Here is a 24,162-nt window from a genome sequence, read left to right as displayed (position 1 = left end):
TGATTCGTTTCGACAAAAGTTATTTATCGAAATTCTATGAGGAAATGCTGCATAAAAACGCCAGCCCGAGAGCGAGGCTGGCGACTGGGTTTATTTGTTAAGTGCTTGATTTAGCCACTGATCGAATTGAGTTTTTGGTAATGCTCCGTTGATCATGTCAACGCGTTGTCCATTCTTAAAAACCATAATGGTAGGGATACTACGAATACCGAATTGAGCCGCCAATTGTTGTTGAGCTTCAGTATCAATCTTGACAAAACGAGCGTTTCCGGTCTGTTCTTGTGCGACATCCGAGAAAACAGGAGCAAAACCAACACATGGATTGCACCATGGTGCCCAGAAATCAACCACAACTGGAGTGTCACTCTCTAGTAGTGCTGAGAAGTTATCGATGGTGCCTTCTACAGGCGCACCATCAAATAAAGCGTTCTTACATTTACCGCAACTTGCAGCTTCTGCAACTCGCTCATTAGGGACACGATTTAAACCGCCACAAGACGGGCAACGAGTTTTAAACGATGACATGACTTCTTCCTTTATGACAACTTGATGAAAACATGACTTACCAGTCTGCTTCATAATTTGTATACTTATTTTTTAGCCTGCCGAAATACGATATGACAGGTTTGTATTTGGACCCGAACAGGTTCTAAGAAATTTCATTAAAATACAACAATAAATAGGTCTGCGATGACAAATTACTACGCTGAAATTACTGGCTGGGGAAAATGCCTTCCACCAGCTTCGCTCTCTAACGACGACCTTAGCACTTTCCTTGAAACTTCAGATGAATGGATTCGCACCCGTACTGGTATTGAAAACCGTCGCATTAGCCACGTAAATACGTCGGACATGGCAACGGTAGCTGCGCAACATGCGATGGCTCGTGCTGGCGTGGAAGCGAGTGACATCGACCTTATCATTGTTGCGACATGCTCTCCTGATTCTCTTATTCCAAACATTGCCTCTAAGGTGCAACAAAACCTTGGTATTCGCTCTGCTGCCGCGTTCGATTTAAACGCGGCGTGTACGGGTTTTGTCTACGGTCTTGAAACTGGTACGCGTTTGATCCAGTCGGGCAACTACCGTAATGCGATCATCATTGGTGCGGAACGCCTTTCTTTCTACATCGACTGGGCAATGCGTGATACGGCAGTATTGTTCGGTGATGGCGCTGGTGCAGTCGTTCTGACGCGTACAGAGCAAGAAACGGGTCTTCTACAATCACAAATTGGTTGTGATGCAAAAGGGCGAGACATTCTCTCTGTTCCTAAGTTTGGTACATGCATGGACCGCTTCGCTGAAGACAACGGTTATTGGGATTTCAACTTTGTTGGTCAAGAGATCTTTAAACGCGCAGTTAAAGGCATGGGGCTGGCTGCGAAAACGGTTCTGAAAGCTTCAGAGTTAACTACAGATCAAATCGACGTGGTAATCCCGCACCAAGCGAACATCCGTATCATCCAAACGCTGTGTGACCTTTCTGGTATCCCACAAGAAAAAGCGTTCGTGAATATTCAAAACTACGGCAACACATCAGCAGCAACAGTGCCAATCGCATTGTGTGAAGCTCTTGAGCAAGGTCGCGTGAAGCCAGGTGATAACATGTTATTGGCTGCATTTGGCGCTGGTTTGACATGGGGCGCTGCTGTGTTGAAATGGGGTGACCGCGTAACGCCAATTGGCGAAAGTGAAGCGGCATTACCAGAAAGCGATAAGACCGCATTAGAACTTCTAGAGCGTGCAATCAAGCTATGTAATGAACGACCACGCAGCGAAGACGCTTAAATGAGATATCAAACTCAATAAATGAAAGGGAGCATAATGCTCCCTTTTTTGCGTACTGGATTGCAGCAGCTATGACATAAAGCCAAGGTTAGAGGAAGGGAAGTTGCGTATATTTGGGAACACGTAATCCATTGCTGTCCCATCAGTAATGCCCATCCATTGAGCTAAGGTTGCACCTACTTGATCAGTGCCGATTCTTGGAATCAAACGCCCTTTAGAGTAATCATCTTCACCACCTAGTATCAATTCGGGCCAAGTTCCAATTGGTTGAGAACCATTTACCGCGCCTCCCATCACAAATTGATGTCCACCCCAGCCATGATCGGTACCATTGCCATTATTTGTCATGCGTCGCCCAAAGTCAGACATGGTAAATGTAGTGACATTGTCACGCATTCCAAGTGCGTCAATAGCGCGATACATAGCGAAAAGGTTAGTCGCCAAGTCTTCTAGCAATGCAGGATGTTTTGAAAGCTGTGAATCATGGACATCGTAACCAGTATGTTTAACAAAGAACACTTGTCGTTGTTGGTTTAATTGGCTCTGGCTTGCGATAAGCTTGTAAACCGTCTGCATCTGTTTCCCTAGCGTTGTAGAGGTAAAAAGAGGCGCATTGTCGACGTTATGCAGTTGCTCAGCTAACACACCACTCATGGTCATTGATTCATCCACCATGAGATTAAAATGCCCGCTGAATGGATTATCGGGAGAAGTGGCTAACAACTGGTCGTACACTTCTTTGTAAAGCGGGTTTCCAATCGCACTCAACTGGACGGCGCGGTCCTTTTTCAAAACTGTTTGCCTATGTTCAAGTGAGCGCAGCCATAAGGAGTCACCATGAACACTGTAGAGTGGAGTAATCTCAGACGTTCGGCCCATTATGTCGAGCATACGTCCTGCCCAACCAAGGTTTGAAAACGTATCCATACCGCCACGCATCAGAGTTTTGGTCTGCGAGTTGTGAGAAAAGAGTTGATCCGGTAAGGGCACTTCGCCAGACTCGATCATCTGCTTTGACATTGGCTGTTCAAGTACGCCACTGTTCAGGACGACCGTCGCATCGCCATTTTCAAAGACCTCCGTTAATCGAGCCAACTTAGGGTGCATCCCCAAAGGCACCTCATTTCCTCGATTATCTCTGGCGTTTAAGCCAATCGGAATGACGGTATTTTTTGCGACCGATAACTTACCGCGCACGCTGGCATATTGATCATAATGAAAGTCGGAGAGTGGCAAGAAGGTATTGATTGCATCGTTACCGCCATCCATATAAACACAGATCAAAGCACGGAAGTCATTGCTCGGTGTTGCGAGTGCGTAGCCTGATAAGCCGACAGAAGCAAAAGCACCCAAAGAAGCGGTACCTTTCATAAAGTTGCGTCGTGAGAGTTTCATAATCCGCTCCTAATCTTGAATGTAGAATTCGCTGCCCGAAATTGCTGTGAAAATCACTAAAGCAAGTTTGGTTTTCGGTACGTAACTGGTTTGGTAATTATCGAGCACCTCAATCATGAGTTGTTTTAGCTCTGGTGAAGCGGTTCCGGCAAAGAAACGCATGTCGACACGATCAACCAAAGCGTTATGGTCATCGAGGAGTTGATAAAGTTCATCCATATTGAGCGTGTAAGTCGATTCGGAACCTTTGCGCACGCTATAAAGCATGAAGTTCACCAGTTCGGTGTATACCGACCAATCAAACAGTTCATATTCCGGTGCAACTAAACCATTAAAGACAAAGTCTTTTGACGGCTGATAATCAGGAGAGTAGAAGTTGAACACGGATGGAGAGCGCAATGGTCCTTGATTCGCGATATTCATCAAGGATACTGCGTTGTCGTAACGTGCCGCTGTCAGAGTAAAACCAGCAGCGCGATGGAAATTAGTGATGACCAAGATTGGCTCTTTAACTTTAATTGGTTGGTTCGATGTCAATCCTCGCGCTTCGTCGTCGAGAAGAATCGCTTTAATTACCGCGCGCAAATCGCCTTTCACGCCCTTGCCATTGTTATTGAACGTACTAGCAACGCGAGCAATGTACTCTGGCGTTGGGTTTGAGGTGACAAATCGCTGAATGAGCAATTTAGAAACAAAAGGGGCGATGTTGTCATGAGCCATTAAGATATCAATGACAAGTTCGAGCTCTTCTTCTGCATTTAAACCAGCAGGGATAGTGGACCCAAGCACGACTTTCTTGTTGGTATCATGAAGGCTGTTTACCACTCGCATTGGTAACACAAAGTCGACATCCGACTTATTCCAGCCAGTTAGAGCTCGAGCGAGTTCTTGAATATCGTTTTGTGAATAGGTAGCAAGAGGTTGCCCGGTGTCATGATTAAACTTAACACTGCCATCGAGGTTGAGTTGATATAACCCAATAGTGAAGAGCTGCATCAGTTCGCGAGCAAAATTTTCGTCAGGTAGTGCGCCGGTTGTTGGGTTTTCTTTCGTACTCCCCATCATAGATAGGTAATTTCCCATTGCAGGGTGTTTAGCCGCTTTGAGCAACAAATCCTTATAGTTGCCAAACGCATTCTCAACGAGTAAGTCGTAATAGCTGACTAGTCCGGTTGGCTTGCTCGATAAGAAACCGCCATTTTTTGAGACCACCAGAATCTGACTTAATGCAAACGCCATTCTCTGACGCAGTTGATCTTCGGAGGTTAAAACAATTTGATACCAAGCGTTTTCTCTATTTGCTTGGGCTCCTTTGCTGAAAGGAGTGAAGTAAAGATCACTGTGATAGGTGGGTGGGAGAAGTATTTGTTCTGTAATCCACGTGTCATAACTGGTTTGGTTTATCTGGTCTATCAAAGCAGGAGTTGGACCAAATGTCGTTTGATATAAAAATCGTGCGGTCGCTTGGTCAGGGTCGTCTTCGTCAGCCGACACTGGTCCCACAAAGAACAGCAGCATGGCAACAAAGCCCAATACCCAACAAGAAATTTCATTTTGCTTCTGACGTTTCATCGTTAACTCTCTTACCCAAAGGAACGACTTAAATCCATTTAACGGGAGTAATGAAGCTCTTAATGAGCTAATTAATAAATTCAGTTAAATCAAGCAGCTGCAGAACGGATTATAGACGGTAAAAATCACTATCAAAGTTGTTAATTGCAGAAAATAGTCTTGCTGAAGGTTAATTTTTAATGAGAAAAAATAATAAGTGACTGAATAATCGGTGAGCAATGTGATGTGAGCCATCTCAAATAAAATATGAAACTTTTTTGAATTCATACGTTGAGAACGAGAACGTTTGAGTCAGGTTTGACCGAAAAGTGCAAATTGATATAACACTTAGTTGTGGTTTTATGAGCTTTTAAAGAAATTTTGAATAAGAAATGAAGCCATCAAGCGTGACGAGTTAAACCGTTCACGAAAGGTGAGGGTTTTATGTGCTCTGTGTATTTATACAGTAGTGCGCTGTAACCGTAGTTTCTTGGGTTTAATAATAGAAACCACTCTACGATGAGGATCTGTTGCTCTTTCACGGTTAAATTTTGTTCGGATTGGACGCCTAGTCATTCTAAGCAAATATTCCTAAACAAAGCATAAAACGATTTTCGCCGGGAGCGACTAACCGAACCCTTCGGGCAGCGTTTGTTGGTCATTTGTATTGCGTTATCAACTTCTCGTGTAGGCTAGCTACACAGCAAAGTCTTTGCCTTGTAAAAGTAACCAACAATTCGCTGCAAAAATCAGTTCGAAAGGTTAACAGAGCCTAAAAAAGAGTGGTTTTATTGGATTTCGTGAGACTATTTTCTTGCTAGCTTATGGTGCGCGCGGGAGAAATGATCGGCACAGAAAGCACCAACAATAGAAAGCTCACCCGCTAAACACAGACCAGCTGCCACTTCTGCCAACGCTTTCGCTTTGCCATTTCCATGCAAGCCAAGTATATCCAAACACGCTTTCTGAGTTGGTAAGCCAGTACCGCCACCAACAGTTCCAACCATGATGTTTGGTAAAGTTACGGAGGCATATAGATTGCCGTTAGAATCCACATCCATTCGAGTAATACCAACTGCTGATTCTGCAACGCAAGCCGCGTCTTGTCCGCATGCGATGTACAAAGCGGTGAGGGCATTGGCATAGTGCGCATTAATACCGATAGTGCCGCTTAGTAATCCACCGACCGTATTCATCTTGCCAAATTTCACCATGGCATCTGGTGTCGTGTGCAGGTATTTCTCAACCAATGCCGCAGGGATTGTAACCTCAGCGGAAACTTTTTTACCGCGGACTGAACGCAACGTGTGTGTGTTGGCTTTTTTATCACCAGACAAGTTGCCATCTAGGTAAGCATCAACCGGAGTGACTGGACTGTGTTCAAGAATGTAATGGAAAACTTTGTGCGTCGCGATGGTCACCATGTTCTGACCAGACGCGTCGCCCGTCACGTATTCAAACACGAGGTAAACATGATTGCCCTCAATGTTAACGTTGATGTCTTTGAGCTTGCCGTGCGTAGTGGTTGATTCCGCTTCTTTACGGAAAATATCGTATTGAGTCACTACCCAACTGACGAACTGCGCGGCTTCTGCAAGTGATTGGAAACCAAACACGGGAGTACGGCTCACACCTTCGCTGATCAAAAGGGTACTCGCACCACCAGCAGCAGTAATTAAGTTTACTCCGCGGTTGTAAGACGCCACCAATGCAGCTTCCGTTGTTGCAAGTGGTACTAAATAGTCGTCGCTTGCGTACAGACCGTTAATACGCAAAGGACCTGCAACACCAACAGGAACGTTTACCGTGCCAATAAAGTGCTCAATGTTGTTGGCGTATTGGTGGTAATGCGATTGCGTGAAAGGATCTAAGAGAAGATCTTTGTCTGTCATCGATTCCAGCACGTTCCAACGGCGTTGAATGTGCTTCTCCGTCAGACCTGCACTGAGGCAAAGTTTCTTTCCTGGCTTGTGGTATTTCGGTTCTAATGCCGATTGTACTTTTTCGCAGGTTCCATTCTCAGAAAGTGCAGAGCTTTTCCTTGCGCTGTCTAAATTTAATTTCGGCATACAAACGTTTCTTTATTCATTTGGTTTGGAATTGTAGTGATACAAAACGTGATTACAATCCCGTGTATACGTTTTGCAACAAAAGGCTGCTCAGCTTCAAATTGAACAATGCGCGGCTTGAGCGGAAGATTGCTTGATATCGATCAGATAACAAATAAGGAATACGATGGGGTATTAATATAACGCATTGAAAATACGGCATTATAAAGCATGCATAACGTCGACGTAGGAAGGTAAGAAACGAGCAAGTCGGTAAATTCTTCCTATTGTAAAGATTGTGCAAAGTGGATGAATTACTCTAATTTGAGACTTCAAAATGATTGGATTGAAATGTGTTTGAGTGGCGTAAAATGGTAAATAACTTGGTTTGCGCCACGGCATAATAGCCCCACGTTTTCAATTGAGGGTAACGTATGATTGTTTACTTTCGAGTTCAGGACGTAGAAGTGCTGTGTGATGAGATAGACCTCGCAACACTGATGCAAGCCAAGCTCAAGCAATTACCAAGTACCAAGCCTCAAATGGACTGAGCAGTATAACGTCACGAAGTGCTGGATGCGTTCAGCGCAATAGACTGTTTATACACTTTAGGAGATAACCCGGACACTCTTTTAAAGGCGCGCGAAAAGTGCGAAATACTGGTGTAGCCAAGTTGATTGGATATATAAGTGAGAGAGTGTCCTTCTTCCATCAATTCGCAAGAAACAGAGAACATCAATGACTCCTTAATATGTCGAAAAGAAGTCCCTTCATTCTTTAACTTTCTTTGAAAGGTTCGAACAGAATAGCTCAGCAATTGAGCCGCTTCTTCTATCGACAAATTACGCTCTCGCACATAAGGGCGCAGGAGTTCAAACACGCTATCGGTAAAACTCGTATGCCACTGAATCTGACTTGGTTCAGTGCCTAACTGTGAGTCTGATATTTGAATGGGTACGTTAAGAATGTCATCGGGAATGTAAACACCAGTCTTCTCTTGACCTACGAATATCTGGCACTGGCTAGGTACAACACTTTTCACGATGTCACTGTTGCTTCCTTGTAGGCGAACCTTGCTTGGATACCAAGTGGTTTTGGTCAAAATGCTGATGAGTTCCGCGATGTAAATGACAGCAAATGCTTCAGACCAGTCCGCAATTTGTGTGTCTTTTTGTTCAGAGAAACGACAGAACCAAGCATGACCATGATGGGTTTCGAAACAAACGTTACTGCCGGGGGAGTCTAAACTGAATATCTCATCAATGTGCTGCATTGAATCGCCGATGGTTTTAAATGGCACAAACTGATGCAAGACATTGGGTATGACGCGGCGGCGGAAGACTAACACCAATAAGTCGGTAAATTTTGTAATGCCCAGTTGAGAAGAAGTTAAATGAATCAAACGCTTTATCGATTCAGATGGGATGTAGTCACTCTCGGTCTGGAATAAGTCCGCAGGCAAACCGGCATCACTGAGCAATTTGTGTTTGTCCAAGCCATAGTCGGCAAAGACCTCGACCAGAATACGAGCATAGTTAGTCTGAATAACGGGTAGATGAAATGTTTGATTTGGCATCAAGCGAATACTCCATGTATGCCCAAGTGACCTTCAACCAATCTTAGCGCATAACGCACGGTTTTTGATATAGCTCGCTATTTATTCTTCAATTAATGGCAGGTTGGACAGGACGGTATATTCTTAAAATGTTCAATCTATTCAATGGCAAGGGGATAACATGTCCGAGAACGAAAACGAGAAACAGCCAACGGAAGTGGCGGAAAACAAAGAGACGAATAAAAAAGACAAAGTAAAGACGGTCACCAACTATCTGCTTTTATTTATTGTTGTCATGCTCGGCTTCAGCATTGTGTCAGATCGCATCATTCCAGTGACCGACAATGCGCGTGTTAAAGGTTATATCGTGCCAATAAAGCCCCAGGTTTCTGGCAATGTCCTCAATATTAATGTTCGTCCGAACCAACTTGTTGAAGAAGGCGATGAGCTCGCCGTTCTCGATAAATCTGACTATGAAATCGCGGTAAAGCAAGCCGAAGAGAATCTTGAAATTGCTGGGCAAAACGTCGGTGCACAAACCGCATCAATCGCTTCGGCTCAAGCAAGGTTAACGTCTGCGATTGTTGAGCGCCAAAACACAGAAGCGCAAGCCAACCGTGTACTTGCTATGGCAGAGAAAGGTGTGGTTTCTAAATCGGATGCAGACAAAGCCAGAGCATCATTGGCAACGGCGAGAGCAAACGTAGTAAATGCAGAAGCGGATCTTGAAAAAGCGAAACAACAACTTGGCGCAGAAGGTGAAGAAAACAGCCAAGTCAAAGCAGCATTGCTGGCACTAGAGCAAGCTCAACTGAACTTAGAACGTACTGTGATTCGTGCGCCAACTCAAGGTGGTGTTTCGAACTTCAGTTTGACCGAAGGCTTCTACGCTTCAGCCGGTCAGCCAATCATGACGTTTGTGTCGACAGAAGACATTTGGATTGAAGCGTACTTCCGTGAAAACAGCTTAGGCAACGTTAGCATTGGTGACGAAGTAGAAATCGCCCTCGATTTTGTTCCTGGTAAAGTCATCAAAGGCAAAGTCAGCAGCATCGACTGGGGTGTCGATTGGGGACAAAACCAACAAGCGGGCAAGCTCGCGCAAGCCAACCAACAGACAGGCTGGTTACGCCAAACGCAAATGTTACCAATCGCTATCGAGTTTGATCGTGAAGAGGTAACAGGAATGCTACGTGTTGGCGGGCAAGCAGACGTGATTGTTTACAGCGGTGACAACTTCGTGTTCAACACCCTCGGCAAACTTTGGATTCGTCTACTGAGCGTACTGTCTTATGTCCGATAATCTGAGCATTGATAACGCAACTCAACGCCGGATTCTGCGCTTCACCATTGGTGTAGGTCTGGGGGTGTTTCTCGCTGCTTGGATTAATTGGCAACTGGCGTTTGTCGCGCCGGTATTTACCGCGAAGTTCTTGGTCGATAAGCCAAACCTTCATAGAGAAACGATTTACGAGTTGCTGCTGGCATTGATTGCCACCATGGGATTGGGACTGCTTCTTTCAGGAGGCATTACTCAGTACCCAATTGTTCTACTGATTGCCGTCGGTTTGATGATGGCATGGGGTTACTACTTGTTTACTGACCCCAAATGGAATCTGTTCGCGACCATTTTGTTGATTGCGGTGTTGATGTTGCCGTTTATGGCAATAAATAACCCAGCAATTTCTATTGTGCTCGCGAGTGGCTTGGCAATTTCCGGTGCGGTATCGGTGGCGATTTTTGCTCTGGTTCATATTTTTCTACCAGAGCCAGACAGTGAGTTCGCGGGGTATGCGGCTCCACCAATTGGTAAAGAACAACGTTGGCATGCGTCATTTCGAGCCATGTTGATTTCGTTTCCTGTGGTGTGCTTCTTCTTTGTCTTTCAGATTTCAGAAGCGCTGCTCACCATGATGTTTGTCGCGTTGCTGTCTTTGATGATTACGTCAGAGAAGTCAGTCAAATTAAGCGCGTTCTTAATCATCAGTAACGGTATCGGCGGGATACTTGCCATCTTGGCATTCTCGATTCTCGCCATTGTGCCAAGCATATTCTTTTACACCGCCTTTATTGCGTTATTGGCGGTATTGATAGGGAAGAAGATTTACACCGTGCCAGAGAAGGCACCGATATTCGCCACGGCGTTCAGTACCTTGCTTGTCTTGATCGGCAGCACGCTAATGAGCTCCGGAGATATCGACAGCAATACATTTATCCGAATCTTCCAATTGGTGTTGGTCGGGACGTACATGATCCTCGCATCACTCTTTTTGGAAACCCGACAATGGAAGTTTTTGCAAACATAACACTTAACAGACAGTGAAAAGGTAACGCTATGAAAGCTTCAAATGATTTCTCTAAACAGGCGATAGACGCCGCTATCAAGATCGGAGCCGTAGCGTTACTGATCTGGTGGTGTTTCTCTATCCTCAGTCCATTCATTATGTTGGTCGTGTGGGGCGGTATTATTGCCATCGCGCTCTACCCAGTCATGATGTCCCTTCACAATCGGTTAGGTATCTCAAAAGGTAAGGCGAGTGCGCTCCTCAGTACTATCGGTGTGCTGTTACTTTTAATCCCACTTATCGCGCTCTCATCCGGTCTATATACCAGTGGTACCGAGGTCGTCACAGGGTTACAAGATGGCACCTTAGTCGTACCTAAGCCACAAGAAAGCTTAAAAGAGATCCCTGTCGTGGGTGACAAGTTGTTCGTTGCGATTAACTACGCATCGACCAACATGGAGGGCTTCTTAGTTAAGTATGGCGAGCAAGTGAAAGGCTTCCTTTCTCAAGCCGCATCTATTGTTGGCTCGGTAAGTGGTGGTTTCATCCAGTTCATTATTTCGACCATGATTGCTGGTGCGTTCATGAGCAATGCTGAAGTTTGCCAGAAAGGTTTTACCAAGCTGGCTGACCGCCTTACCAACAAGAATGGCGAAGCGTTGATTGATCTTTCAAAATCGACCGTTCGCAGTGTCGTTCAAGGTGTGATTGGCGTTGCACTGATTCAATCTGTCATGGCGGGTGTTGGTATGGTCGCAGTTGGCGTTCCTGCTGCTGCGCTTTGGATGGTTGCTGTGATTCTGATTGCGATTGTTCAGTTGCCTCCGATTCTGGCATTGATTCCTGCGATTATTTACGTGTTTAGCGTCGAATCGACACTGGTTGCTGGCATCTTCCTAGTCTGGTGTATTTTGGTGAGCGCGAGTGATGCGGTACTGAAACCAGTACTTCTAAGCCGTGGTTCTGACACACCGATGCTTGTGACACTGTTGGGTGCACTGGGTGGTATGGCAATGTCTGGTATCGTAGGTCTGTTTGTTGGTGCTGTGGTATTGAGCCTGACTTACCAGTTGATGGTGAACTGGTTAGATGAAGATGACACTGAAGCAAACAAAGCACTGAGCATGGACCAAAAAGCGAAGGAGGAAGACAAAGCAGAGGTGGCATCATGAAACCGATGACCAGGGAAGATAACTTTTACTTTTTGTTTTTCGCACTCATTGCGTTATTTTTTGGCTGTGCCGTGATGCATCAGTTTTATCCAGATGGGCAGGAATTTGTTCTTGCTCTTTTGGTGGTGACGCTAGGCGCTTCGATTGCAGGCATCAACAAGAAGAACAAATCCAATCGTACATGGTATGGTGTGTTACTGATTGTGGCCGTCATCTCCTATGGTATGTCGTTTTTAGAGCATTTAGATCTGTCCATTTTGACGCTAGGTGCGTTATTGGTGTTCTTGTTTTCACATATATACTCGGCGCTAAAGCAGGTGGTTTTGACCAAGTCGGTCACGACAAACCACATCATCGGTTCGATTTGTATCTATCTGCTACTGGGGCTTGCGTGGGCGGTGATTTACTTGTTGGTGTTGGAGTTTTTCCCAAGCTCTTTCACTGGATTAGAAGCAAAACCTTGGCTGTCGAACTTGTTTAATGCTTTGTACTTTAGCTTTATCACATTAACGACAGTGGGCTATGGTGACATTTCACCAACGGTTCCAGTGGCTCAGTTCTTCGTTTTCTTTGAAGCGATAGTCGGGAGCTTTTACTTAGCCATCATGGTGGCAAGTCTGGTGAGTATTCGTTTGGCTCAAGCACAGAGTTAGCAAACAAATGAATGGTCTGAATGGCGGAGGTGAAAAGTCTCCGCCATTTTTGTTTTAAGAGAAAATGTACTTAGCCATTAAATGCACGAGCAACGCGACCTTCACAACGGATTGTATAGCTACCCACATAAGCAGGAATGAAAGCCGATTGCCCTTTACCAAGCACTAAGGTTTCGCCGCTTTTTGCAAGAAGCGTTACGTCTGCATCGATCGGCATTAAGATTTCCGCACTACTCATCTCAACTTGTTGATCTTTTGGCTCTTGGAAGACAGAGAATTTGAAGTCTTGTACAGGAACAGGGAAGTAATGCTCACACCCTTTGATTTCTGCTTTGGTTAGAAGCGTGTTCATCGGTTTTGGAATAAAGTCGGTACACTTAACCAGTTCTTCCACATCCATGTGTTTTGGTGTTAAACCAGCGCGAAGTACGTTGTCTGAGTTCGCCATGATTTCCAGACCGGTGCCTTTAATGTAAGCATGAGGTGTTCTTGCGCTTAAGAACATGGCTTCACCGGGTTTAAGCGTAATAACATTCAGCAGTAAAGGGGCAAACAAACCCACGTCATTCGGGTACTGAGCAGCAAGGTCTAAAATCAATTCGCACACAGGGCGTACTTGGTTGGCTGCTGCGTAACTTAATAAGTGATCCACTGCGTTAACCTTGCGTGCTTCTTCCATGGAAAGAATCTCTACGAAGAACTGACACAACCCTTCTTGGTTGGGATTGAGCTCAAACTGTTCTAGGTAGCCGTTGATTTCAGGAATGTCACACAGGCGGAACTCAGCGATGATTTCATCAAACGGACGAAAGCCGTTCATTGCTTGATATTCCGTTAGGGCGTAAACCAGTTCTGGCTTATGGTTGGCATCTTTGTAATTCCGATTGAATGCACTCAGCGGTACAGCTAACTCTTGTTCTTTTGCATAACCGATCTCCGCATCTTGCTTATTTGGGTGCACTTGAATAGATAATGCTTTATCCGCCGCAAGAATCTTGAAGAGGAAAGGTAGGTCACCAAAGGCGTCTGCCGTGCTTTGCGATAGAAACGCTGACGGATCTTGTTTGATCAATTCTGATAATGAAACCATTGTACTCGAAGCGGCAGTACTTCCTTGTTTAACGATAGAGCAACCATTCGGATGCGTACCCATCCAAACCTCGGCTTGAGGTTGTTGAGCTTCGTTAGCAAAGCCAAATAAATCGTGGATAGCCGTGCGGCTTCCCCAGTCGTAGTTTTGGATCTTATTGTCCATTTTGAAGAAGCATTTTGATGAAATAGTATTCGAATTCATGAATTTTACCCGTAGAAAACCCTCCGAACTGAATCGGAAGCAAAAAATAGTGGAGATTGGGCGGGTGAGCGGTTAACTCACCCTAAGAGGTGTAGAAGTCGCTTCTACAATCAGGTGTCTACAACCTAAGTTTGGGAGCGAGCGGCTTTCTTGAAGGTTGAGCCTGTAAGAACGGTAACAACAGCAAGCCAATAACGGCTGCGCATACCGAGATGGTGATAAAGAATCCAGTCCAGCTGTATTCTTCAAGAATCAATGCTAATGGGTAGCCAGAAAGTGCGGCACCCATGTAAGCAAACAAACCAACAAAGCCCGTTGCAGCACCAGCGGAATCTTTGTGTGAACATTCCGCTGCTGCCATTCCAATCAACATTTGTGGACCAAATACGAAGAAACCAATCGAGAATAGCCCAGCAGCTTGGAATGCGAAGTTGGTTAACGGCATCAACCACAACGCAGCGACAGATAAGAATATACCTGCGGCAAACAAGAGGTTCATTGGACCTCGGTTACCACCGAACAGTTTATCCGATCCCCAACCAGCCACTAGAGAACCAACAAAGCCACCGATTTCAAACATCGACAATGCTGCGTTGGCATTGATTAGACTGTAGTGGTGTTGCTCTGTCAGGTACAAATTCCCCCAGTCATTGATGGCGGTGCGCACGATGTAAACCAGTACATAGCTAAATGCGAGCAACCAAATGTACTTGTTGTTGAACACGTATTGTTTGAGGATTTCTTTATAACTCAGACCTTGCCCGTGATTTTCTTGCGCCAGTTCTAACTTGTCATCACGCCATTGACCAACCGTTGGCAGTCCTTGAGTGGTCGGTTTATCGCGTAAGCGCCAACAAACAATGACACCAAGAATGACGCCGATAACGCCCGGTACGATAAAGCCTTCTCGCCAGCTGTAATGGAATGTAAGAAATCCAACGAGTAGGGGAATTAAAGCGCCGCCTACGTTATGGGCGGTGTTCCAAATTGCCCACAAGAAACCACGTTCTGAGCGCGAATACCACGTCGTAAGTAACTTAGAGCACGAAGGCCAGCCCCAACCTTGGAACCAAGCGTTCATCACCCAAAGAGCAGCGAGTGCAACCAAAGAGCTAGAGAAGCCAAACGCGATATTGATAAGGCCCGTCGCGATTAAACCGACACCCATGAAAAAGCGAGGGTTAGAACGGTCAGATATGGTGCCCGAGATAAACTTCGATAAACCATAGGTGATGTAAAAAAGCGTACCAATCATACCGATGTCGGCTTTATCTAAACCTAAATCAGCAATCATCGCGGGAGCAGCGTAGTTAAACGTTTTACGAGTGAAGTAAAAGCCGGCATAACCAAGATACATACCCAGCATGATGTGTAGACGCCAATAGCCGTAGCGTTCGTCCACTTGGTCTTTGCTAAGGGGAGCTTGGTTATAGCTCGGAGACTGAAATAATCCAAACATGCTCGTTACGCCTTAGGTAATGTGATGGCGATTTGCGTGCCATCCACATGATCGTTCAAAGAGTAGATATACATTTTGCCGCCAAGCGCTTGTACACGTTCTTGCATGCCGCGAACGCCCATACCTTTCATGCAGTCTTCGGTTTTGAAACCAATGCCGTTGTCAGCGATGTTCAACGAAATGTTCTCCTTAATAGAGAGCTCGATAACGATAGACGTCGCATTCGCGTATTTAGCTGCGTTGTTTAATGCTTCTTGGCATAAACGGAATAGGGTGACTTTTAGCGTGTCGCCCAAAGATTCATAGTCACCTTGCCAATCAAGCACAACGCGAGTGCCATGATTGTCGAACTCCATTTCACGGGTTAACTGGTGAACGGAGTCTTTTAAGTCCAAATCATCGAGCATCTTCGGACGCAGTTTGCTCAGCAGATGTTTGGTGGTGTCATAGACATTGAGTGATAGGTTCTCGATCATATCGGCACAGCGTGTGTTCATTTCAGCGTTATCGACCCGCTTAATGATGCTCGCTTGGGTACGGATCGCTGTGATGTTCTGACCAATTTCATCGTGCAGTTCTCTTGCCACGTCGCGACGCACCGACTCTTCCGCTTGGATGAGCTGTCGAGACAAGGTTTGGTTTCTCGATAATTCGCCACGAAGCTTTTGGTTAAGATCTTTTTGTTTCTGCACCGCTAAACCGAGCATGATGCCAGTTAAGGTTTGTGCCGAAAGGGACAACAGAAGGTCCGTGATTTCCAGATTCGAAACACCGCTTCGCGCAGCAATCAGCGCGATACTATTTAACATGGTCGCAAGCAGTGCACCTTGCCAGCCGTAGCGTAGCGCAAGCACAATGATTGGGATTGCCATGCAAAAAGGCGCGAAGCGTTTTAGCTCATCTGGCAAACTGGTTTGAACCAAAATGCTGGCGATCAACAGCACGCTATAAAGCAGAATATGACGAACTTTGAATTGAACTTCGTTTGCCAGTAAGTTCGAGGTCAACGGCGACCAAGGGCTTTGGAAAAGGTAGTTCCAAAGCAAGTAACACATTGGCAGAACCAACAAACCGCCCGCAATGCTCGCCAACCATGCCATGTAGACAGATTGAACGTGATAACCAACCGCAAGTACGTTAATGCAAGACGTCACGAGTAACACGACCGCCATAACCGCTAAATGCTGGTTCTGATCGCCTTTGTAATAACGCTTAGCAAGGTAAACAACCGGCATGCTCAGGAAGCTGGCAACCAACACCATTAGCCATTGCGGCTGTTCAAGAAGTAGAGCAAGAGCAACGGTCAATCCCCATTCGGCGAGATAAATCGTTGCCCAATACTTTGTACGCGTGTGCAGTGTTAGCCCCAAACGCAACGCAAAGGGGAACAACAAGATCGCGAGCTCCGCATCGTTCACAAAGTAATAAGCGATCACCCACAGACAGAACCACGAGCATCCTGTCATGAATAAACCGCAAATGGAGGTGATGGTGTAGCTACGCATTAAAACGACTCTTGCGAGAACAGTTTGGCGAGTTCAACGTTGTTCTTTACGCCAAGCTTATCCATGGCGTTTGCACGGTGAACGTGAACGGTTTTATGGCTTAAGCCAAGCTCAGTGGCGATTGATTTCACATCTAAACCACGAGCCAATAATTGGCACACTTCGTTTTCTCGGCGAGTCAGTTGAGTCAGCGTTGCCGCTTTGTCACTTGGTGTGGCGAGCTTCAATGCAATATCCGGCGTTAAATAACAACCGCCCAAAGCACTGGTTCGTACGGCTTGAATCAACTCATCAGGACTACAACGTTTACTTAGGTAACCTTTGGCGCCGAGTTTGAGAGACTTTTCAACCATTGCGGGAGAGTCGTGCACGCTAAGCATGACACAAGCAATGCCTGAAGGGATTTCGGAGAGTAGGGTAAGCCCACTTTCGTCTGCCATTGAGATATCTAGGATAACTACATTTGGCTTGCACGCAGGTAATCCCACTCGAGCTTCTGCTACCGAGCTAAATTCACCTACAACATTCATGTCTGGCTCAAGGCTCAACAACTGAGCAAATCCAGAACGAACAATGACATGGTCATCAACAAGCGCTACGTTAATCATCTTAAATACCAAACTTCAGCAATACACAAACGAAAATGAGCTCAATACCAATCGGGATAAATAAGTGTTTAGAAAATTGTGCAGAAAAAATCGCTTAGAGCGAGGCGGAGATTGCCGTTAGCTAGTTGCTCTAACTACAAAATTTCCAACAAAGCTATAAGTGATTTTAGCCAGCAAGAATAAACACCTATTTGTTTTGATTGGTATCTAAGCTCAATAAAAACTTACTATGATACTAAATTGACCAAGTTTATTTAATGATCTAGCGCGCTTTGACTAACAAAGCGCGCTGTTTGATTAAGCTTGGTTTTCTGCGAGTTCAAGCTTCTTCTTGTTTTGACGAATCTTTTTCTCTTCTGCGATAGCAACGAAAGCAAGCAAAACAATACAAATCATTGCTGAGGTATCTAGGGCAGCGAACGTGCCTTTCCAACCCGTAAGACCAAAGATTGGTGTACCGTCTGCAATCATACCTAGACCCAATTTCGCGAAGCTGTCACCAATTAGGTAAGCGAATGTGCCTTTTACGCCGTCTGCCACACTGATTGCTTTCTTAGGAACAAAGCCAACCGCAGCAACACCGATAAGTAGTTGAGGACCAAACACAAGGAAGCCAAGAACAAATAGTGACGCTAGGTACATGAACTCACTGGTTGCGTGTTGGTAGAACTCAAGTGATACGATGATCAAACCCAAAGAAACACAAGCCACTAGCGCACGGCGACCATTCGCAAGGTCAGATAAGTAACCCCACATCAATGTGCCGACTAACGCACCCACTTCGAATAGGGTGAAGCCAGAGATTGCTGCTTCTTTTGATAGACCAAGTTCTTGGTATGCGTAAACCGTTGACCATTGGTCGATACCGATACGCACGATGTAAAGGAAGATGTTTGCGAAGCACAGTAGCCAGATCACTTTGTTTTTCAGAACGTATTCAACAAAGATCTCTTTCTTAGTCATTTGATTGCCTTCAGCCGCTTCGTCTTCTTCGCTGACTACTTCATCAAATAGCTCTTCTACTTTACCTAGACCGTAGGCTTCCGGAGAGTCGTTACCATAGCGCATACCGATGAAACCAACGATGAGCGCAATGATAGAAGGGAACACGAACATGCCGATTACGTGACCGTCGAACAAGTAGTTTGCACCAAACAGAGCTACACCAGCAGCACCCGCACCACCTACGTTGTGAGACATGTTCCAAAGACCTAGGTAAGAACCACGCTTGTTACGCGGTGTCCACTTAGTAATGGTCGAGTAACTAGAAGGACCACCAGTACTTTGGAAGAAACCACTTAGTGCGTAGAACGCCACCATCAAGAACAAGCTTGCGCTGCCACCGCCCATGCTGAAACTGAAACCAAGCATTGCCAGACCAGAAAGGATAAGCATGAAAGGAAGGAACTGCTTGGTGTTTTTACCATCGGCATAGTAGGAAACCACGGTCTTACCGATACCATAAGTAATCGAGAAACCGAGACCAATCAAACCTAGATCTGTCATCGACAAACCGTAAGTAGAAATCATGTCGTTTTGTGCGACGTTGAAGTTTTTACGGATCAGGTACATCGTCAAATAGCCAATAAATACCACTAGGTAAGATTGGATAAATGGTTTGAACCACATTTTTCTACGCGCTTCGACTGGAAGGTCTAGGGTAGGCTTCCGGACTTGTTCAAGGAATTTTAACATCGTGAACTCTCTTGTATTAGTGTGATGCACTTGCGTGCTCGCTTTCTTTTAACTGCTGGCGATTGTAGAGAGTCCGCTTTTTAACTACATGAGAGGAGGGCTTAGATCGACTAGGAAAAATTCCTAGAAAACGATTGCTGATTAAGAAAGCGTGAAAATCATCACATTCATAGAAGTATAAATAGCGCTTTAAATAGTGCTTTAAAAGTGAATAGACCGTATCTGTGGCGTGAATTGGCAAGTTCTTGAACAGGCAATGGTCTATGTTGAATGCCAATGTGCGTTGGCTCTTCTGTTCAGAGTGAGTCGTCTCTCATTATCAAATTGCACTTGGATTGTGACTAATGACAGCCCGGAAGTTTGTGCTTAAACTAAAATAATCCTTGGTATTTTAAGATGTTAGCTTGTATGCCCAATACAGATATTCCTTTGGTCCACTCGGAAGAAGTAAAGCTTTTTGCCACGATGCTCAATGAGCTTGATGGTGATATTCATTCATTACTTGAAACCGCACGTATGCCACAGGATATCTTATCCAGCCAATCCTCTAATGCGTTTGTGCCAGAAAGTGCATTAAAGTCGGTATTTCAGACCTTAGGTGAAAGAGCATCGCCCGAGAAGTTTGCCTTGCTTACTTGGACGCTTTGTCACGATATCTACGTTCCTAGGTTTGCCAATCAAATTACCCAAACGCACTCACTTAAAGCGGCATTGGAAGAAGTCTCCCAACTGCTAAAACAGATCTCAGATAATGTCAGTCTTTCGGTCGTATCGCGTGGCGGTAAATGGTGGCTCGTCAGAGAAAAACAAGACGCAAAGAGAGAATGGTTTCGTTACGCGGAAATGTTCTCCGCCATGTTTATGAATGAACTACTCAAAAAGCTTGTGGGTTCACAGTGGCGATTGGCGGAGGTCGGGATTCAAGACATAGAAGCCGAGCCATTCAATCTATTACCTGGGATGAAAAGTGCCCAGTTCTTTACTAGAAGACCGGTTACTGCTATCTCGATTCCGAACGAATGGATTAACCAGCCGATTGCTTTCACGCCATCTCAAACGGCGCCAAACACGAGTTTTCGTGGTGAGAATGATAAGTTTAGTGATGCATTAGCAAGGGCGCTGACGCCTTATCTCTCGATGGGAAAGATCTCTATCCAGTTTGCTGGCGAGTTGATTGACATGAACGCTCGCACCATACAAAGGCGGTTGGCGAGCGAGAACACAACTTATCGAGAAGTGATCGAAGGGTTAGTACTTAAACAAACGTTGGAACTGTTAGCGGACCGAGACCTCAGTATTACGCACATTGCACTCAAAACAGGCTATTCAGATTCTGCTCACTTCACCCGCGCGTTTAAGCGAATGATGAATCTCACGCCTAAAGCGTATCGTCAGTCTTTGTTGTGCCCCTCCGTCAAATGAAACGTAACACATAAAGCCTCTGAATAATCGGAGGTTTTTGTCTCAACTCGCATTTCTTTCACAATATCCGCATGTTGTCGTGTAAAGGCAATTAAACCGCCTTGAAAGTCGTCATGATGACTTCTATGTTTTTAACGTAAGCCGTCTGTTTCATATGTTTTTTGCCTGATCAGTCGTTTTTGGTGATCACAGAAATAGATGCCCTCATAACACCGCTGTTCTGACAGGGAAGTTATAGGAAATGGCCCCCAACTATCCAAAAAACGTAGGTGTAATAATGACAATTTCTAAGAAGAACCTTTCTTTTGTTGCGCTATCTTGTGCATTTGCCTTAAACGCGAATGCAGCATCGACACTGTTTACTAACGTTGATGTTTTCAATGGCACCGATGAAAAGCTACTTCAAAACCAGAATGTCTTAATCGTGGATAACATGATTAAGGAAATCTCACCGAAACCAATTAAAGCTGATAAGCAAACAACGACAATTAATGGCGAAGGCTTAACCATGATCCCTGGCTTAATCGACATGCATTCCCACATGTGTATTCAAGAAGGCATGTTGGTTGGTAGAGATGGTTATGATCAAATGGCGATGGGGGCTCGTGCTCATGTTTCCATGATGCAGTATCTCGACCAAGGCTTTACGACGGCTCGTGATGCAGGCTGTAATATTCTTGGTATCGCAAAAGCGATCAACAATGGTTTGCTTGAGGGACCGCGATTGTTCCCTGCGGGGGGCTTCTTGAGTCAAACTGGTGGTCACGCGGATACTGGTAGCTTTAACGATGTTCCAGGACGCGTTGACGATCTTGAACTCCACGGCTTTGGCTATATCGTCGATGGCGAAACAGAAGCTCGTCGTGCTGCACGTCAGAACCTACGTTCGGGCGCGACGCAGATTAAAATAATGGCCGGCGGTGGTGTTGCGAGTGAGTTCGATCCAATTCACATGACGCAATTCTCTAAACAAGAGATGGAAGCGATTGTTGGCGTAGCAGAAGATTACGGTACCTACGTTATGGCGCATGCTTATCATGATCGTTCGGTTAACCGTGCCATTGATGCTGGCGTAAAAGTGATTGAGCATAACTTCTTAATTTCCGAAGAAACCATTAAGCGAATGAAAGAAAAGGGTGTGGCACTTTCTGCACAAGCGGTGATGTCTCTTGAAGCCTTTGCTGAACCTGAAAAGATCACCTTCTTCAGCCCGGATCAAAAAGCCAAAGCGACCAAAGTAAACGAAGGCGCGAAGCAAATGTTTGAATGGGCGCGTAAATATGACCTGTTGATTGTTACTGGTGGCGATATGTTTGGCCCTGCATACAATACGCGCCAAGCAGACAACATGGTTTGGATGGAGAAAGTCGGTTTTACACCATATGAGATCATGAAGATGGGCACATCGAATGCCGCAGAAGTACTAAGCTGGTCGGGCGGCATGAATCCATATAAATACGGAAAACTCGGCGTTGTAGAGCCGGGCGCTTACGCTGATGTAGTGCTGGTGGATGGGAATCCTCTGCAGGACATCACAATTCTTAACGATTACCAAGATAAATTCAAAGTAATTATGAAAGACGGCAAGATCCACAAGAATACCTTGTAGTAAACTCTTTCGACTATTTGGGGGCGCTATTGTCCCCAAATTTTTCTCTAAAAGACAAAGAACTATTCAAGGGAACGTATGAAGAAGTACCTATTGGCTGGCTTAGTTTTGCTGGCTTCATCAAATGTATCCGCCGATCAATTAAGCTGGGAGCAATTGTTGCCAGTGGATGTCCCTCAGATTGAAGACCCATTTGTAAAACTCACAGACCAACAACTTTTTGAACTTGGTTCTCTTGCAAGATACCGTGATGCTCAAAATCTTAATGAGCAACAGAAACAAACCATGAAGGAATTAGAAGACAGCTTAAAAGCTGACGACTTAGACATTGAATGGTTGTTCAAAAAGCGCGAAGAGATTACTCAGCATCGTCGTATGTTGGCATCAATGCCAAACACAACACTTACTGAAGATACTTATGAAATTCCTGGCTTTGTAACGCCAGTAGAATTTAACAATGACGTTGTCACAAAATTTTTCCTTGTTCCAACTATGGGCGCTTGCATCCATACGCCACCGCCACCTGCAAATCAGATTGTTTTGGTCGATTATCCGAAAGGTTTGAAACTGACTTCTCTTTACGAGCCAATTTGGGTGAAAGGGGATCTGCATGTGAAAAAGACTAAGGCGGATGTTTCATACTCCGACGGAGCTTCGAACGTAGAAACCATCTACCAGATGGACGAGGTTTCAATTCGACCTTATCGATAAGAGTACACCACCGAAAATACAAAGAGCAGTGAGCTGTCGCTTAATGGCAATTTTCAAAACGCTGAATCATTAAACTCTTTTTCTAGAAATCAATTTAATGAGAAACCAGACATGAAAGTAACTGTTCCAAAGCTTAGTTTTATCGCTCTTTCACTTGTAATGGCGTCATCGATTAACGCGGCGAACTTTGGTAGCCCTGATACGGTTGATAATACCATTGCTGAAAATGCTCGTGAAAAACGCACTTGGCGAAAGTCACTAGCGGAAGATCATAACTTAACGTTTGGTTTGGATTACCAAGCGCTTGGCTTAACGGCGTCTGACCCGCAAAGTGGCGGTGAAGATACCGCAAGTGCTGGTGTTGCTCGCTTTTATGGTAGCTGGAATCTGGTTGGTCTTGAGTCTGGAAATACGGGCGGATTGGTTTGGAAAGTCGAACACCGCCATGCTTATAGTGATTTGTCACCAAAAGAGTTTAGCTTCATCGGCAATGGGCTAGGTTATGCAGGCATGATTGGTCCTGCGTACAGTGATCAAGGTGCTCGCCTAACTAACCTATATTGGAAACAAAAGCTCAATGGTGGCAAAACCTCGTTCATGGTGGGTTTCTTAGATACCACTGACTATGTTGATACATACGCTTTAGCCAGTCCGTGGACCGGATTCAGTAACCTTGCACTCAGTACTGGTGGTGGTTCCATTGGTCTACCGGATGATGGGATTCTCGGCTTAGCTGTCGGCCACATGCTGACTGATAACTTCTATATGGTTGCAGGTGTGGCCGATGGTAAAGGGCGTTCAGATGAACCATTTGATGGCTTCGACACCTTATTCAACGATCATAAATTGTTTACGACGTTCGAACTGGGTTGGACGGCATCACAAGATCAAATCTATACCGATAATGTTCATTTAACCGCTTGGCATTTGGATGGCGACACGCAACATAACCTGACGAATAAGGACAGCGGGCAGGGTATTAACTTTTCAGCAAGCTACTTTGCTACAGAGCAATTAATGCCATTTGTTCGTGGTGGCTTCTCGGAAGGCGATGTGGCACTTTATGATCGCTCCCTAACGGTGGGGATTGGTTACTTTGGTTTAGGTAAACCAACCAACAACCTAGGCTTAGCCATTAACTGGAGCCATGTTAACGATAACCTAGAACACGCTTATGGTGTGGATGACTCTGAACAGTTCACTGCCGAGCTTTACTACAACATGCAGTTGAACGACTACATCCAAATCACACCGGATATTCAATACATCAAAGACCCAGCATTTTCGAACAAAAGCAGCACTTGGGTATTAGGTCTTCGTGCGAGAATATTCATCTAGATGATTATGTTTATTTGCCTTACTAAGAATAACTGTATATAAATACAGTTATTCTATTTTTTGGGCTAATTTTG

19 protein-coding genes are annotated in these 24,162 nt (G+C 45.1%); 9 read left to right on the top strand and 10 right to left on the bottom strand.

All coding sequences use genetic code 11. The features are described from left to right. Positions 1–90 precede the first annotated feature (90 nt). Complete coding sequence (gene trxC, locus AACR11_RS16435) at positions 91–525, bottom strand: thioredoxin TrxC (protein ID WP_005446926.1); 435 nt, start codon at positions 523–525, stop codon at positions 91–93. A gap of 165 nt (positions 526–690) precedes the next feature. Between trxC and AACR11_RS16430 the strand changes: the two genes are divergently transcribed. Next, entirely contained in the window at positions 691–1,788 is a 1,098-nt protein-coding gene (locus AACR11_RS16430; protein ID WP_017189083.1) for a ketoacyl-ACP synthase III, read from the top strand. 69 nt (positions 1,789–1,857) lie between these two features. Here AACR11_RS16430 and AACR11_RS16425 read toward each other — a convergent pair whose 3' ends face one another. From AACR11_RS16425 to AACR11_RS16410, 4 genes are all read right to left on the bottom strand, one after another. Then, entirely contained in the window at positions 1,858–3,183 is a 1,326-nt protein-coding gene (locus AACR11_RS16425; RefSeq protein ID WP_017189082.1) for a DUF1501 domain-containing protein, read from the bottom strand. 9 nt (positions 3,184–3,192) lie between these two features. After that, the gene (locus AACR11_RS16420) at positions 3,193–4,755 is read right to left on the bottom strand and encodes a DUF1800 domain-containing protein (protein WP_029789306.1); all 1,563 of its coding nucleotides are present in this window, start codon (positions 4,753–4,755) and stop codon (positions 3,193–3,195) included. A gap of 785 nt (positions 4,756–5,540) precedes the next feature. Beyond that, entirely contained in the window at positions 5,541–6,803 is a 1,263-nt protein-coding gene (locus tag AACR11_RS16415; protein WP_079324914.1) for a hydroxymethylglutaryl-CoA reductase, read from the bottom strand. Between the two features lie 541 nt (positions 6,804–7,344). Continuing rightward, positions 7,345–8,358 carry a helix-turn-helix domain-containing protein gene (locus AACR11_RS16410; RefSeq protein ID WP_029789308.1) on the bottom strand — a complete coding sequence of 338 codons (1,014 nt, stop codon included), beginning with the start codon at positions 8,356–8,358 and terminating at the stop codon, positions 7,345–7,347. 160 nt (positions 8,359–8,518) lie between these two features. Here AACR11_RS16410 and AACR11_RS16405 point away from each other — a divergent pair, with 160 nt between their 5' ends. From AACR11_RS16405 to AACR11_RS16390, 4 genes are read left to right on the top strand one after another with little or no spacing between them, the layout of a single operon-like run. Next, the gene (locus tag AACR11_RS16405) at positions 8,519–9,640 is read left to right on the top strand and encodes an HlyD family secretion protein (protein ID WP_005446916.1); all 1,122 of its coding nucleotides are present in this window, start codon (positions 8,519–8,521) and stop codon (positions 9,638–9,640) included. Continuing rightward, a complete protein-coding gene (locus AACR11_RS16400) occupies positions 9,630–10,643 on the top strand; it encodes a DUF2955 domain-containing protein (protein ID WP_029789309.1) in 1,014 nt (337 codons plus the stop codon). The genes AACR11_RS16405 and AACR11_RS16400 overlap by 11 nt, the downstream gene beginning before the upstream one ends. A 29-nt stretch (positions 10,644–10,672) precedes the next feature. After that, the gene (locus AACR11_RS16395; protein ID WP_029789310.1) at positions 10,673–11,794 is read left to right on the top strand and encodes an AI-2E family transporter; all 1,122 of its coding nucleotides are present in this window, start codon (positions 10,673–10,675) and stop codon (positions 11,792–11,794) included. Further along, positions 11,791–12,447 carry a potassium channel family protein gene (locus AACR11_RS16390; RefSeq protein WP_005446913.1) on the top strand — a complete coding sequence of 219 codons (657 nt, stop codon included), beginning with the start codon at positions 11,791–11,793 and terminating at the stop codon, positions 12,445–12,447. The genes AACR11_RS16395 and AACR11_RS16390 overlap by 4 nt, the downstream gene beginning before the upstream one ends. 70 nt (positions 12,448–12,517) lie before the next feature. Here AACR11_RS16390 and manA read toward each other — a convergent pair whose 3' ends face one another. From manA to uhpT, 5 genes are all read right to left on the bottom strand, one after another. Continuing rightward, on the bottom strand, positions 12,518–13,741 hold the full coding sequence (manA, locus tag AACR11_RS16385) for a mannose-6-phosphate isomerase, class I (protein ID WP_029789312.1): 1,224 nt from the start codon (positions 13,739–13,741) through the stop codon (positions 12,518–12,520). A gap of 118 nt (positions 13,742–13,859) precedes the next feature. After that, entirely contained in the window at positions 13,860–15,200 is a 1,341-nt protein-coding gene (locus AACR11_RS16380; RefSeq protein WP_029789313.1) for an MFS transporter, read from the bottom strand. Positions 15,201–15,205: 5 nt separating this feature from the next. After that, positions 15,206–16,705, bottom strand: a complete 1,500-nt coding sequence (uhpB, locus tag AACR11_RS16375) for a signal transduction histidine-protein kinase/phosphatase UhpB (RefSeq protein ID WP_005446911.1) — start codon at positions 16,703–16,705, stop codon at positions 15,206–15,208. Further along, positions 16,705–17,313: a transcriptional regulator UhpA gene (uhpA, locus tag AACR11_RS16370; RefSeq protein WP_017819640.1), complete on the bottom strand. Its 609-nt coding sequence runs from the start codon at positions 17,311–17,313 to the stop codon at positions 16,705–16,707. The genes uhpB and uhpA overlap by 1 nt, the downstream gene beginning before the upstream one ends. 297 nt (positions 17,314–17,610) lie before the next feature. Further along, on the bottom strand, positions 17,611–19,008 hold the full coding sequence (gene uhpT / locus AACR11_RS16365; protein WP_029789314.1) for a hexose-6-phosphate:phosphate antiporter: 1,398 nt from the start codon (positions 19,006–19,008) through the stop codon (positions 17,611–17,613). Positions 19,009–19,416: 408 nt separating this feature from the next. Between uhpT and AACR11_RS16360 the strand changes: the two genes are divergently transcribed. From AACR11_RS16360 to AACR11_RS16345, 4 genes are all read left to right on the top strand, one after another. Beyond that, positions 19,417–20,430 (top strand): helix-turn-helix transcriptional regulator, encoded by a 1,014-nt coding sequence (locus AACR11_RS16360; protein ID WP_029789315.1) that lies wholly within the window; start codon positions 19,417–19,419, stop codon positions 20,428–20,430. 277 nt (positions 20,431–20,707) lie between these two features. Next, positions 20,708–22,039, top strand: coding sequence for a metal-dependent hydrolase family protein (locus AACR11_RS16355; protein WP_029789316.1), 1,332 nt, complete (start codon positions 20,708–20,710; stop codon positions 22,037–22,039). A gap of 78 nt (positions 22,040–22,117) precedes the next feature. Continuing rightward, complete coding sequence (locus AACR11_RS16350; protein ID WP_005446901.1) at positions 22,118–22,750, top strand: DUF3299 domain-containing protein; 633 nt, start codon at positions 22,118–22,120, stop codon at positions 22,748–22,750. A 111-nt stretch (positions 22,751–22,861) separates the two neighbouring features. Continuing rightward, positions 22,862–24,088, top strand: a complete 1,227-nt coding sequence (locus AACR11_RS16345; protein WP_029789317.1) for a carbohydrate porin — start codon at positions 22,862–22,864, stop codon at positions 24,086–24,088. Positions 24,089–24,162: the final 74 nt, after the last annotated feature.

The organism is Vibrio sp. L85, assembly GCF_963871815.1.
Lineage (GTDB): Bacteria > Pseudomonadota > Gammaproteobacteria > Enterobacterales > Vibrionaceae > Vibrio > Vibrio harveyi.
The sequence above is the reverse complement of the archived record's forward strand: the minus strand, read 5'-3'. Positions and strand labels throughout refer to the sequence as shown.

What these genes read in the sequence shown, in the direction of transcription:
- trxC (WP_005446926.1), bottom strand. Translation starts at nt 525, where the DNA reads ATGTCATCGTTTAAAACTCGTTGCCCGTCTTGTGGCGGTTTAAATCGT.
- manA (WP_029789312.1), bottom strand. Translation starts at nt 13,741, where the DNA reads ATGAATTCGAATACTATTTCATCAAAATGCTTCTTCAAAATGGACAAT.
- AACR11_RS16355 (WP_029789316.1), top strand. Translation starts at nt 20,708, where the DNA reads ATGACAATTTCTAAGAAGAACCTTTCTTTTGTTGCGCTATCTTGTGCA.
- AACR11_RS16345 (WP_029789317.1), top strand. Translation starts at nt 22,862, where the DNA reads ATGAAAGTAACTGTTCCAAAGCTTAGTTTTATCGCTCTTTCACTTGTA.
- AACR11_RS16430 (WP_017189083.1), top strand. Translation starts at nt 691, where the DNA reads ATGACAAATTACTACGCTGAAATTACTGGCTGGGGAAAATGCCTTCCA.
- AACR11_RS16425 (WP_017189082.1), bottom strand. Translation starts at nt 3,183, where the DNA reads ATGAAACTCTCACGACGCAACTTTATGAAAGGTACCGCTTCTTTGGGT.
- AACR11_RS16420 (WP_029789306.1), bottom strand. Translation starts at nt 4,755, where the DNA reads ATGAAACGTCAGAAGCAAAATGAAATTTCTTGTTGGGTATTGGGCTTT.
- uhpB (WP_005446911.1), bottom strand. Translation starts at nt 16,705, where the DNA reads ATGCGTAGCTACACCATCACCTCCATTTGCGGTTTATTCATGACAGGA.
- AACR11_RS16410 (WP_029789308.1), bottom strand. Translation starts at nt 8,358, where the DNA reads ATGCCAAATCAAACATTTCATCTACCCGTTATTCAGACTAACTATGCT.
- AACR11_RS16415 (WP_079324914.1), bottom strand. Translation starts at nt 6,803, where the DNA reads ATGCCGAAATTAAATTTAGACAGCGCAAGGAAAAGCTCTGCACTTTCT.
- AACR11_RS16390 (WP_005446913.1), top strand. Translation starts at nt 11,791, where the DNA reads ATGAAACCGATGACCAGGGAAGATAACTTTTACTTTTTGTTTTTCGCA.
- uhpT (WP_029789314.1), bottom strand. Translation starts at nt 19,008, where the DNA reads ATGTTAAAATTCCTTGAACAAGTCCGGAAGCCTACCCTAGACCTTCCA.
- uhpA (WP_017819640.1), bottom strand. Translation starts at nt 17,313, where the DNA reads ATGATTAACGTAGCGCTTGTTGATGACCATGTCATTGTTCGTTCTGGA.
- AACR11_RS16380 (WP_029789313.1), bottom strand. Translation starts at nt 15,200, where the DNA reads ATGTTTGGATTATTTCAGTCTCCGAGCTATAACCAAGCTCCCCTTAGC.
- AACR11_RS16395 (WP_029789310.1), top strand. Translation starts at nt 10,673, where the DNA reads ATGAAAGCTTCAAATGATTTCTCTAAACAGGCGATAGACGCCGCTATC.
- AACR11_RS16400 (WP_029789309.1), top strand. Translation starts at nt 9,630, where the DNA reads ATGTCCGATAATCTGAGCATTGATAACGCAACTCAACGCCGGATTCTG.
- AACR11_RS16360 (WP_029789315.1), top strand. Translation starts at nt 19,417, where the DNA reads ATGCCCAATACAGATATTCCTTTGGTCCACTCGGAAGAAGTAAAGCTT.
- AACR11_RS16405 (WP_005446916.1), top strand. Translation starts at nt 8,519, where the DNA reads ATGTCCGAGAACGAAAACGAGAAACAGCCAACGGAAGTGGCGGAAAAC.
- AACR11_RS16350 (WP_005446901.1), top strand. Translation starts at nt 22,118, where the DNA reads ATGAAGAAGTACCTATTGGCTGGCTTAGTTTTGCTGGCTTCATCAAAT.